Consider the following 11,222-nt stretch of genomic DNA (forward strand, 5'->3'; position numbering starts at 1 on the left):
GCGGCGGCTGTCGGGAAAGATGAAGGCCCGGTTAACGGGACCGGGCGGTGCCGGGGTTCATCCGGCGGCGCGGCGCGGCATCAGGGGCGCGCCGGAACCGGGCGGGTGCGCCGCCCGGCGACCGGTCGGAAACCGGGGGAAGGCTGTTGGCCACAGCGATCTGCGCGACCGCTGGGTGCCCTGGCCTTCGGGCCGCGGCGCCGGAGGGCCGCGGCCAGGTAGCGGCCGCGTCGCCGCGGCCGTTCCGGAAGTCGCTGCCGCTTACTGCATCTCTTCCATCGGCGGCTGCGGGGCGTTGGGGCTCGACATCATGCGGGCCACCGCGACCAGCGCGCTGCGATGGCGCGGATCGGGGATGCTGCCGAACATCTGGATCAGCGCGATGATCTCTTCGTTCGTGTTGGGCAGCGGCGTCACCTGCTCCGGCGTCACCGCGGTCGAGGCGGCGGCGAGCAGGCTGTCGGGGCGCACGCCCAGCGCGTTGGCGATGGCGATCAGCCGGGTCGTCGCGATGCGGGTGGTGCCCGTCTCGTAGCGATGCAGCTGCGCGCCGGTCACGCCGATGATGGCGGCCACCTGCTTCTGGGTCATGCCCGCCGCGCGGCGGCACTGGCGGATCTCGCGACCCATGGCGGTGTCGGAATGGGTGGGTCCACGCTTGAGCGTCATGACGCCCTCCTTGAGGCTCGGTTGCAGCGCAGGAAGTTCATCAACTCCTGCGTGGGGGACAGCGAGAGAAGCGAGCGGCGGTCGTCACGCGACACGGCGATGGTCGGCTGGGGAAGCAGCGGGGGCAGCAGGCCTTCCGTCGTCGTCATGCAGCCTTTCTCCTTGGGCGGGTCGGCGGTTCCCGATGTCTCGCAGCGGGAACTTGCACCCTATGGGGGGCCGAATTTGCCGCGACGAAAAGAGCGCTGCCGGAACGTCCTTGCGATTTCCTGGAATGTGTAACCGGTTCATAAGCGGAGGGTAAACTGATCGTCTACGCCGCCACGAAGGCGCCTCACTTTGTCGGCAGATTTGCTTCACCGTGCAAAAATAGGGAGATGGAGGAATTTCAGACCATTTTCGTGCCGAAATCCAAATCAAGAGACGTGCCCCTAAGGATGCGACCGGTTTGTCGGTACCGTTTGTGGCGGGATGAAAAAACTACGTGGCATTGCACATTTCTCGGGAAAAACGCCCATTGCAGGCCGAAGAACTTGGCTTGGCGTTATGCCCAAGCTTCCACGAACACGTGATCACATCTTGCGAGAAATCGCGTCGCAGAGTTTCGGCATAAAGGCCAGGGAACCCGGTGCTTCGCAGGCTCTGCTCAGCCGGACACTGCAACAAAGCTGACAAGGTGCTCAATTGTCTCAGTTTCCTTAACATCGGTGACGAGCACAGCAGACTCGCCGTCTGCTGCGGCGCGAAGCCGGCGGGGGCAGGAAGCAGGCTGGGGCTCGTGCCGGCGCGGCGGTGGAATCGCGACGCCCGGCGGCGCCGGCGGACCGGGACCGGTAGCGCTCTGCCCGGCGCGGATCGGGGTACCGGTCGCCGGGTCACCAAGAAATTCCCGGCATGGAAGTAAAGTCGCGCGCAAATAAGATATGCTAACGAGAATAACTCGTTCACGATCCCGTTATGTGTCTGTTTTGTAGTTTAAACTATTTGGGAAACTGCATATCGACGGGACAGGCCCATACGGCTGCAAGAACCGCGCCGGCCGCTCCCTTTTTCCACGGCCGATTGAAAGACGCCGGAGAGAAAATTCATGCACCCAAGCGTCCATCCTGGCGCCGCGGCCCCGCGGATTAGCCGGGAAAACCTGAGGATCCTCGCGCGGCCGTCAGCCTTTTCGCGCCGTGAGGTGGCTCCATGAGCGGGGCTGGCGCCACCCAGATGTCGGGTGGCAACGAGCCCTTCCGCTGGCAGCGCGCGCTCCGTCAGGACGTGCTGCCGGAGACCAGCCTGCGTCTGCGCCAGCTTCGTCTGGAGCCGGCGGCGGCCGCCCTCATGCTGGACAGCCAGCATGCCCAGGCGCGCCGCATCGACACCACGGTGCGCGCCTATGCCGAGGCGATGCGCGAGGGCCGCTGGGTCGCCAACGGCATGCCGCTGATCCTGTCGCAGCAGGGCGTGCTGCTGGATGGCGTGCAGCGCCTGGCGGCCTGCGTCGAGGCGGAGACGCCCTTCGACACGCTGATCGTCGAAGGTGTCGAGGATGCCGCCTTCCACACCATCGACCAGCACCGGCCGCGCTCGCTCTCCGGCATCCTGCGGCCGCGCGGGGTGGTCAACCACCACCTGCTGGCCAACCTCCTGATGCGCCTCGTCCGCTATGACGAGGGCAACATGACCAAGCCGCTGGCGCCGCGCGCCTCCTGGACGCAGCTGGAGCAGCTGCTGGCCAATACCGACGCGCATCGCAAGGCGCTGGCGCAGAGCCTGGCCATGCCCGGCTCGCCGCTGCCCGAGCCGGTGCGCACCATGATCCTGTTCATGGGCCACCAGGTGAATCCCGGCCTGACCGACCGGCTGCTGCATGCCGTGCAGTATCCGGCGCAATGGCCGCCGCACGAGCCCGGCGTGCTGCTGCGCCACGAGATCGAGCGCGGCGGGTTGAGCAACAGCCACCTGATCGCCCTGTCGATCAAGGCGCTGAACGCCCTGCTGCGCAGCGAGCCGCTGCGCCGGCTGACCTGGGTCGAGCGCGCCGGCCCGCAGGGCCCGGCCGAGCCCTTCCCGGAGCTCGACGGCTATCGGGGCCTTGCCGCCCTGACCGGCGCGCGCGGCGACGACAGCGACGCCCATGGCGAGGAGGAGCTGCCCCAGGCCGAGGCCCGGGTCGAGGCGATCGATGCCAGCATGGCCATGCGGTATCTGCGCATGAACGTCGCCGGCCGCCGCCCGGTGAAGTCGCATGTCGACGCGCTGGCCCGCGACATCCGCCGCGGCCGCTGGATGACCAACGGCCAGCCGATCTGCTTCTCGCGCAGCGGGCTGCTGATCAACGGCCAGCACCGGCTGCTGGCGGTGATCGCGGCGCAGGGGCAGATCATGGCCCCCGTGGTGCGCGGCCTGCCGGAGGAGGCCTATGCCACCTACGACGCGCAGCCGCGCCGGCTGGTGCGCAGCCAGGTGGCCGAGGGCAATTTCGGCGACCAGGCGCTGGCCGTCGCCATGGCCAACCTGCTGTGGCGGCTGGAGCGGAAGACGCCGGCGATCCGCAGCAAGCGCGCCGCGGCGACCGAGATCCACGAGATCCTGACCCAGAATCCGCGCCTGCTCGAGCTGCGCGGCTTCGCCCGCAAGATGGTGGAATACGGCCGCTCCTCGGTGATGGGCTATGGCGCCTATGTCATCGAGCGCGACGACCCGAAGCTGGCGCCGGCCTTCCTGAATGCGCTGGCGACCGGTGCCGACCTGCCGGCCGGCCATCCCATCCTGGCGCTGCGCCGCGGCCTGCAGAAGCTGCGCCGCGACAATGCCAGCCAGGCCGACCAGCTGAGTGCGCTGCTGGCGGGCTGGCGGCAGTACAAGGCGCATCAGGCCAGCGAAAAGGCCCGTCCGCCACGCTAGCTGTTCTTCGGCTTACTTTGGCTGCTTGGAACAACGCCTCAGCCGGCCCCAGGGCCGGCTGAGGCCGTTTTGGCCACCACCCTGGCGGCCGGGCCAGCCAGACGCCTCCAGGGCCGGCTGAAGCTTCAGCAGGGCCATAATCCCGGCGGGCAGGCGGGCAGGGCGGTCAGCCGCGCGAGGCGTGCAGGGTCAGCGGGTCGAGCCAGGTCAGGCGGAAGCCGACGCCGCGCAGCAGCGCCTCGACCCGGCCAGGCCGCGCCGGCGGGCCGTCCAGCGCGATCACCACATGCCGCAGCCCGGGCCGGCGCAGCGCCCCGGCCAGGCCCAGCAGCACCTCGAGCTCATGCCCGGCGACGTCGAGGCGGATCAGCTGCGGCGCCAGGCTGGCATCCTGCGCCAGGATGGAATCGCCGGTGGCCAGCACGATCTCCACCATGCCATCCGGCGCGGCGGCGCTGTTCTCGGCCAGGATGCGCGCCTTGCCGGCACGGTCGGACAGGGCGAAGGGCAGCACCAGGATGTTGTCGAGCGCCTGCACCGCGCCTTCCAACCGGCGGTGGCGCTGCGGCAGCGGCTCGAAGGCCAGCACGGTGCCATAGGAGGCGACGCATTGCGCCAGGATGCGGGTATGCGTCCCCGAGCGCGCGCCGATGTCCCAGACGCAGTCGCCGGGCGACACCGACTCGCGCAGCACGCGGACCGCCGCACCCTCCTCGCCGAGCCGCCGCACCAGGCCGAAGGCCAGCATGCCGAGCCCGAGCTGGCGGAGGAGCGATCGGCCGCGAAGCACGGCGGGCATCGGCATGCGGCAGGGTCTCCCATGGCGCCGCGGCGCGGCACCCGCTGCCGGCACGCTAGCAAAGGCTCCGCCCATGACAACGGGAATCATCCGCCCCTGTCGCTTTTCGCTGTCGCTGAAAGCATCCGGCGACAGCCGATGAAACGGCGCGACAACAGCGCGAAAACTTCTTGAAGCCATCGCAGAATTTTCCCCGCTGTCAGGCGGATCGTCTGCGGCATGGCTGGATAGGAAGTGATTCGTCGCTGTCTGCGCCTGCGGTTAAGCAGATTTATCCTCTAGGAAGCGTCTAAGAATTCACGCAAGGATGCAGCGGAGTGGCAGAATCGCCGACTGGAGACGCCACCAGGAGACAGCATCGGGGCAACCCCGCCGCGCGCGGCACGCCGATGCGGCAGGCCCCGCCTGCGACCGAGAGCGAAACAGAGGAGACATCGTGACCGAAGGTCCGATCCAGCCCGCGCCAACGCCGCCCTTGCCGAGGGAAGAGCTTTTCGAAGGGCTGCTGGCCAGCGCGACGGACTTCGCCATCTTCACCCTCGGCCCCGAGGGCAGGGCGACGAGCTGGAACCTCGGCGCCGAGCGCCTCTTCGGCTTCAGCGCCGCCGAGATGCTCGGCCAGAGCGCCGACCTGCTGTTCACCGAGCAGGACCAGGTGGCCGGGCTGCCGGCGGCTGAGCGCGAGACGGCGCGGGCCGAGGGCCTGGCCACCGGCGAGGGCTGGTACCGCCGCAAGGATGGCGCGCTGTTCTGGGCCTCGGCCTCGCTGACGCCGCTGCGCGCCCGCGGCGGCGCGGCGGCCGGGCCGCAGGGCTTCGTCAAGATCGTGCGCGACCGCACCGAGCAGCACCGCGCCGAGCAGGCGCTGCGCCGCAACGAGGAGCGCTTCCGCGTGCTGGCGACCTCGATCCCGCAGCTGGTCTTCCGCACCCGCCCCGACGGGCAGCGCAGCTGGGCCAGCCCGCAATGGATCGCCTTCACCGGGCTGAGCCTGCGGCAGAGCCAGGGCTTCGGCTGGCTGCAGGCGATCCATCCCGAGGATCGCGAGGCAACGCGCGCCGCCTGGGACCGTGCCGAGAAGCGCGGCGAATACTACATGGAGCACCGCGTCTGGAGCGCCGAGGCCGGGCAGTACCGCTGGCACCAGACCCGCGCCCGGCCGGTCGAGGTGAAGGCCTCCGACCCACGGCCCACGGACGCGGCCGACCGCGCCGACTGGGTCGGCACCATGACCGACATCGAGGATCTGCGCAGCCTGCAGGGCCGCCAGCAGGTGCTGCTGGCCGAGCTGCAGCACCGCACCCGCAACCTGCTGGCGGTGGTGCAGTCGATCGCCATCCAGACCATCCAGAGCGCCGCCTCGCTCGACATCTTCACCGCCGAGTTCAAGGGCCGGCTTTCGGCGCTGGGCCGGGTGCAGAGCCTGCTGGCGGAAAGCGACGCGCAGGACATCGACCTGCACGCGCTGCTGATGGCGGAGCTGACCGCGCATGGCAGCGACGCGCTGGGCAATGGCCAGATCAGCATCGACGGGCCGCCGGTCGCCCTGCCGGCCGCGGCGGCCCAGGCGGTGGGCCTGGCGCTGCACGAGCTCGCCACCAATGCGGTGAAATACGGCGCGCTGACCCAGCCCGGCGCGACGCTGTCGGTGGCCTGGACGCTGGAGAGCATCGGCACGCAGCAGATGGTGCGGCTGGAATGGCGCGAGCGCGGCGTGCCCATGCCGCCCGACGACGGCACCCGCCGCCGCGGCTACGGCACCGAGCTGATCGAGCGCGCGCTGCCCTACCAGCTGAAGGCGCAGACCAGCCTGGAGTTCCTCTCCGATGGCGTGCGCTGCGTGATCGGGGTGCCGCTGCTGCCGAAGCCGCCGCCGGAATGAAAAAGGGCCCCGCGCCATTCTGGCGCGGGGCCCTTTTTCTGAAAGCGCTGCGGTCAGAGCGCCATTTCGAACATGGCATCCTGCTCGGCGCGCAGCCGGTCGATCAGCCGCTCCGCCGGGAACTCGACATCGTCATAGGTCAGGACGGCGTCGCGCGGCAGCGGATGCTTCACCGTGCAGCCCTCGGCCAGGCCGATCGGCAGCAGGTTCTGCGAGCGCGCCACCTCGTAGCGCTCGGCCTGGCCATAGGTCTTGTAGCCGCCCAGGCCATCGATGACGTCGCCGGGGACCAGGGCCACCTTCGCCGTCGCCACCACGTCGACGCGCGGCCCGGCCAGCGGCTGCAGCACCGGGTCGCGGCACAGCACCACGCGGGCGACCGAGATCGGCACCTCGAAATGGCAGAGGTGGTAGGGGGTGTAGAAGCTGTAGAGCGGCCCCTCGCCGAGCTTGTAGAGGTTGAGGTAGTGGCGCTGCTTCGGATCGTCATGCGTCGCCAGCACGAAGACGCCGGGCCCGGGCTTGCTGCCGACGGTGTAGTCGACCGCGCCGCCGCAGGCGCGCAGCGCCTCGATGTCGTAATGCTGGGTCAGCTCGTCGACATGGCCGGCATGGTTGATGCCCGTCATGCCCCGCTGCAGCACCGACATGCCGGTGGCATTGGCGACGATCGCCTGCTCGAAGCTGATCTTGGTGCCGTCGGCGAAGCTGGTCACCATCGCCGGGTCCTGGCCCCACTTCTTCGCGAAGCCCTCCTGGGTGGTGGGGTTGCGATAGGGATCCTGCAGGCCCTTGATGTTGCCGCAGAGCAGCGGCGTCAGCCCGATCGAGCGGACGAAGCGCACCAGGTTCATCTGCACGCCCGGCTGGTCGCCGTCCGAGCCGGTGAAGATGACGCCGGCGGCGTCGGCCTTGCGCTTCAGCAGCGGCCCCACCGTGCCGTCCAGCTCGGCATTCAGCGACACCATGTCCTTGCCGTGCTCGATGGCGGCCAGGGTGATCATGGCGCCGTAGTCGATGGCGCCCGTCGCGTCGACCAGGCAGTCCAGGTCGCCGCGGCAGAGCAGCAGCGGGTCCTGGGTGATGGCCGGGATGCCGGCGGCCATGCAGGCGGCAAGGCCGGCATCGTCGGCCACCTCGACGATCTCCGCGTGGCCGGCGATCTCGAAGGCGTGCCGCGCCTTGTCGAGGCTGCGGTTGCAGATCACCGACAGCACCATGCCCGGCACCGAGTTGACGATCTGGTTGGCGATGCCGCGCGCCATGAAGCCGGCGCCGAACATGCCGACGCGGATCGGCGTGCCGGCGGCGGCCCGCTCGCGGAGCAACCTGTCATAGATCATGTCGCATCCCCCTTAAGGGCCCCTGATGAGCGGTGGTGGGTCAACGCAGGCCGAGCAGCGCTTCGGGCCTGTGGAAGGCGGGGTCGAAGGCGGGCCAGGCGAGGTCCTTCTCCGAGATCGACACCGGCGCCATCGGCCATTCGATGCCGAAGCGCGGATCGTCGTAGCGCAAGCCCCGTTCCTGCCCGGGCATATAGGCGTCGCTGGCCAGGTAGAGCGTCTCGGTGTCGTCGCGCAGCGTGATGAAGCCATGCGCGAAGCCGCGCGGCACGTAGAGCGAGCGCCGGTTCTCCGCCGTCAGCTCGACGCCGAGCCAGTCGCCATAGCTCGGGCTGTCCGGCCGCAGGTCGACGATGACGTCGTAGAGCGCGCCGTGCAGGCAGCGCACAACCTTCACCTCGGCCGCCGGTGGCAGCTGGTAGTGCATGCCGCGCAGCGTCCCCGCCTGGCGGTTGAAGCTGTTGTTGATCTGCACGAAGCGGGTGGCGGACAGGCCGGCGGCGGCGAATTCCGCCTCGCAATAGGCGCGGGCGAAGAAGCCGCGCTCGTCCTCGCGCGGCTCCAGCTCCAGGATGTAGGCGTCCTTGAGCTTGGTCTCGATGAACTTCATGCCGCCACCCGCGTGGTCTCGAGCTTCTCGGTCAGCGCGCCGCTGCGGATCAGCTTCTCTAGCGTCACCAGGCGGATCGCCGAGGAGCTGCGGTAGTTCGGGTCGACGAAGCCCTCGTCGCCCAGCCGGTCGCGCAGCTCGGCGATGGTGCCGGCCAGCGTCTCCTGCGGCTGGTGGTTCGGGGCGAGCTCGGCATAGCGTGCGAAGTCGACGCGGTAGGAGCGCTTGTCGGGCGGCGCCGAGACGGCGATCGAGACGCTGGCCTCCGGCACCGCGCTGCCGACCGCCTCGGCCAGCTCGCGCACCTGGAAGTTCCATTCCGCGCAGCCGACATTGACGCTCAGGAAGCTGCCGCCATTCTCGGCCGGCCGCGTTGCCGCCCATTCGATGGCGCGCGCCATGTCGCGGACATGGATCAGCGGCCGCCAGGGCGTGCCGTCGCTTAGCACGCTGACCTCGCGGTTGGCCAGCGCGCCGGCGACGAAGTCGTTCAGCACCAGGTCGAGCCGCAGTCGCGGCGACATGCCGCAGGCCGTCGCGAATCGCAGGCAGCTGATCACCATGCCGCGGTTGTCGAGCGCCTTCAGCGACTGCTCGGTCGCGATCTTGGAGCGCGCATAGGCGGTCAGCGGATTGACCTGATCCTGCTCGGTGCGCGGCCGGCCGTCGTCCGCGAAGCCGTAGACGCTGCAGCTGGAGGCGAAGACGAAATGCCCGACGCCCGCCTCGGCCGCGGCGCGCGCCACGGTGACGCTGGCCTCGTGGTTGATCTCGTTGGTGACCGCCTCGAAGCGCAGCCCCATCGGATCGTTGGACACCGCGGCGAGATGCACCACCACGTCGAAGCCGGCCAGGTCGGCGGCGGTGACGTCGCGGACATCGCCGAAGCGCTGCTCGTCCAGGGCGAGCTCGGGCAGCGGTGCCGAGGTGGTCAGGCAGTGGCCGAACCAGCCGAGGTCAAGCCCGACCAGATGCGCGCCGGGGAAGCGGCTGCGCAGGTGCTGGACCAGGACGGGGCCGACATAGCCCATGTTGCCGGTGATGAGGATGCGCATGGCTCAGTTCTCCCAGACCCGCCACGGCGCCTTGCCGGAGGTCCACATCTTCTCGAGGTGCGTCTTGTCGCGGATGGTGTCCATCGGGTGCCAGAAGCCGTGGTGCTGGAACACCGAGAGCTGGCCGTCGCCGACCAGGCGCTCGATCGGCTCGTCTTCCCAGGTGGTGTGGTCGCCGTCGATATAGTCGCCGACCTTCGGGCTGAGCACGAAGTAGCCGCCATTGATCCAGGCGCCGTCGCCGTTCGGCTTCTCCTTGAAGGCCTTGACCTCGTCGCCCTCGATGCGCAGCGCGCCGAAGCGGCCCTCGGGCTGCGTCGCGGTCAGGGTGGCAAGCCGGCCCTGGGCGCGGTGCAGCGCGATGGCGCGGGTGATGTCGACATTGCCGACGCCATCGCCATAGGTCATGCAGAAGGCGTCGTCATCCGCCACATGCGGCAGCACGCGCTTGATGCGCCCGCCGGTCAGCGTGTCGGCGCCGGTGTCGACCAGGGTGACGCGCCAGTCCTCGGCGCGGCTGTTGTGGACCTGCACCGCGCCGCGGCCGAGGTCGACGGTGATGTCCGCGCTCTGCATCCCGTAGTTCAGGAAGTAGTCGCGGATCACGTCGCCGCGGTAGCCCAGGCAGACGACGAAGTCGTTGATGCCGTGCGCCGCGTAGATCTTCATGATGTGCCACAGGATCGGCCGGCCGCCGATCTCCACCATGGGCTTCGGCCGCACCGAGGTTTCCTCGGCCAGGCGAGTGCCAAGGCCGCCTGCGAGAATCACCGCTTTCATGCCATCTCTCCGATCCTTGCCGCAGCGTCCGAGCTGTCGGCCGGCGACCACCGCCTTTCGCCTAAATGCCTGGGTCGCCGCTATTTGCAAGACGTAATGACGTTGGAAATGCATAATTGTCGCAAGTGAAAACCGCCTTTCCTCGCTAGGACGCGAATTGAATTCCTGCGAAAACATCACGTAAATTCGATGTAAATCGGTCCTTGTCTTAGCGCACCGAATAAATCTTTGGGAGCTTCGCGATTTTATATTGGACGGCCGGGGGTTTTTGGTTACGTTCCCGTCCGGAATTCATGGACGGCGCGCGGCGCGTCCCGGATTCCTCATCCCACGTGGAGGCCGGGCATGCGCCCTGAACCCGACGTCACCATCGGCATGCCCGTCCGCAACGGCGGGCAGGAAATCCGGGGCGCGCTGGACTCGCTGCTCGGTCAGAGCAAAGGCGATTTTCGGCTGATCATCTCGGACAACCAGTCCACCGATGACACCGTCGCCATCTGCGCCGACTATGCCGCGCGCGACAGCCGCGTCACCCTGGTGCAGCAGCCGGAGAACCGCGGCATCTGCGGCAACTTCCGCTACGTGCTGATGGCGGCCAACACGCCCTTCTTCATGTGGGCCTGCCATGACGACCTCTGGGCGCCGGACTTCATCGCCGCCAACCATGCGCAGCTGATGGCCCATCCCCAGGCGATCGCCTGCGGCTCGCGGGTGACGATGATCGGGCCGGACGGCTCGCGCCCCTCCGGCGGCACCGAGCCGCTGCGCGGCCCGGTGACCGAGCGGCTGGTGGAATTCTTCCGCAGCCCGGGCGAGGCCTCGCGCTTCTACTCGCTTTATCGCACGGCCGCGCTGCAGCGCAGCTTCCCCGAGGGCATCGACGTCTTCGGCTACGACTGGATCGTGCTGGCCCTCACCCTGCTCGAGGGCGAGTATCTGGAGCTGCCCGAGGTGCTGCTGAAGCGCGGCGACCATCCGGCGGACCATTACCACCGCAGCCTGGTGCGCGGGCAGCGGCGCTGGCTCTACCGCAACCTGCCGCATCTGCCGATGGCCATGACGCTCCGCCGCGTGCTGCCCCCCGAGCAGTGGCGCGCCATCCGCCCCCTGGTGCTGCGCCGGAACATGATCGAGGCGCTGATGTATGCCCGCTACCGCTTCCCGCGCCTGGCGCCGGCGCTGCGCCGGC

Annotated in this window: 10 protein-coding genes; 3 read left to right on the forward strand and 7 right to left on the reverse strand. The window is 69.0% G+C overall.

Annotated features, from left to right (window positions below):
* Nucleotides 1-261 precede the first annotated feature (261 nt).
* Both BKE38_RS19525 and BKE38_RS32240 read right to left on the reverse strand, forming a co-directional pair.
* Complete coding sequence (locus BKE38_RS19525) at nucleotides 262-669, reverse strand: helix-turn-helix domain-containing protein (protein ID WP_076958926.1); 408 nt, start codon at nucleotides 667-669, stop codon at nucleotides 262-264.
* The gene (locus tag BKE38_RS32240; RefSeq protein WP_165694228.1) at nucleotides 666-818 is read right to left on the reverse strand and encodes a hypothetical protein; all 153 of its coding nucleotides are present in this window, start codon (nucleotides 816-818) and stop codon (nucleotides 666-668) included. The genes BKE38_RS19525 and BKE38_RS32240 overlap by 4 nt, the downstream gene beginning before the upstream one ends.
* A 1,042-nt stretch (nucleotides 819-1,860) precedes the next feature.
* Here BKE38_RS32240 and BKE38_RS19530 point away from each other — a divergent pair.
* The gene (locus BKE38_RS19530; protein WP_131829658.1) at nucleotides 1,861-3,564 is read left to right on the forward strand and encodes a ParB N-terminal domain-containing protein; all 1,704 of its coding nucleotides are present in this window, start codon (nucleotides 1,861-1,863) and stop codon (nucleotides 3,562-3,564) included.
* 166 nt (nucleotides 3,565-3,730) lie between these two features.
* Here BKE38_RS19530 and BKE38_RS19535 read toward each other — a convergent pair whose 3' ends face one another.
* Nucleotides 3,731-4,369 (reverse strand): FkbM family methyltransferase, encoded by a 639-nt coding sequence (locus BKE38_RS19535; protein WP_076958928.1) that lies wholly within the window; start codon nucleotides 4,367-4,369, stop codon nucleotides 3,731-3,733.
* A gap of 430 nt (nucleotides 4,370-4,799) precedes the next feature.
* Between BKE38_RS19535 and BKE38_RS19540 the strand changes: the two genes are divergently transcribed.
* Nucleotides 4,800-6,245: a PAS domain S-box protein gene (locus BKE38_RS19540; protein ID WP_165694229.1), complete on the forward strand. Its 1,446-nt coding sequence runs from the start codon at nucleotides 4,800-4,802 to the stop codon at nucleotides 6,243-6,245.
* A gap of 53 nt (nucleotides 6,246-6,298) precedes the next feature.
* Here BKE38_RS19540 and BKE38_RS19545 read toward each other — a convergent pair whose 3' ends face one another.
* The 4 genes from BKE38_RS19545 to rfbF are packed head-to-tail and all read right to left on the reverse strand — an operon-like array spanning nucleotide 6,299 to nucleotide 10,033.
* Nucleotides 6,299-7,588: an NAD(P)H-dependent oxidoreductase gene (locus BKE38_RS19545; protein WP_076958930.1), complete on the reverse strand. Its 1,290-nt coding sequence runs from the start codon at nucleotides 7,586-7,588 to the stop codon at nucleotides 6,299-6,301.
* Nucleotides 7,589-7,628: 40 nt separating this feature from the next.
* A complete protein-coding gene (gene rfbC, locus BKE38_RS19550; RefSeq protein WP_076958931.1) occupies nucleotides 7,629-8,198 on the reverse strand; it encodes a dTDP-4-dehydrorhamnose 3,5-epimerase in 570 nt (189 codons plus the stop codon).
* Entirely contained in the window at nucleotides 8,195-9,253 is a 1,059-nt protein-coding gene (locus BKE38_RS19555) for an NAD-dependent epimerase/dehydratase family protein (protein WP_076958932.1), read from the reverse strand. The genes rfbC and BKE38_RS19555 overlap by 4 nt, the downstream gene beginning before the upstream one ends.
* Nucleotides 9,254-9,256: 3 nt before the next feature.
* Nucleotides 9,257-10,033 (reverse strand): glucose-1-phosphate cytidylyltransferase, encoded by a 777-nt coding sequence (gene rfbF / locus BKE38_RS19560; protein ID WP_076958933.1) that lies wholly within the window; start codon nucleotides 10,031-10,033, stop codon nucleotides 9,257-9,259.
* Nucleotides 10,034-10,378: 345 nt separating this feature from the next.
* Between rfbF and BKE38_RS19565 the strand changes: the two genes are divergently transcribed.
* Nucleotides 10,379-11,222 (forward strand): glycosyltransferase family 2 protein (locus BKE38_RS19565; protein ID WP_076958934.1); only part of this gene is annotated, 844 nt, incomplete at its 3' end.

This window comes from Teichococcus deserti (assembly GCF_001982615.1).
Classification (GTDB): domain Bacteria; phylum Pseudomonadota; class Alphaproteobacteria; order Acetobacterales; family Acetobacteraceae; genus Pseudoroseomonas; species Pseudoroseomonas deserti.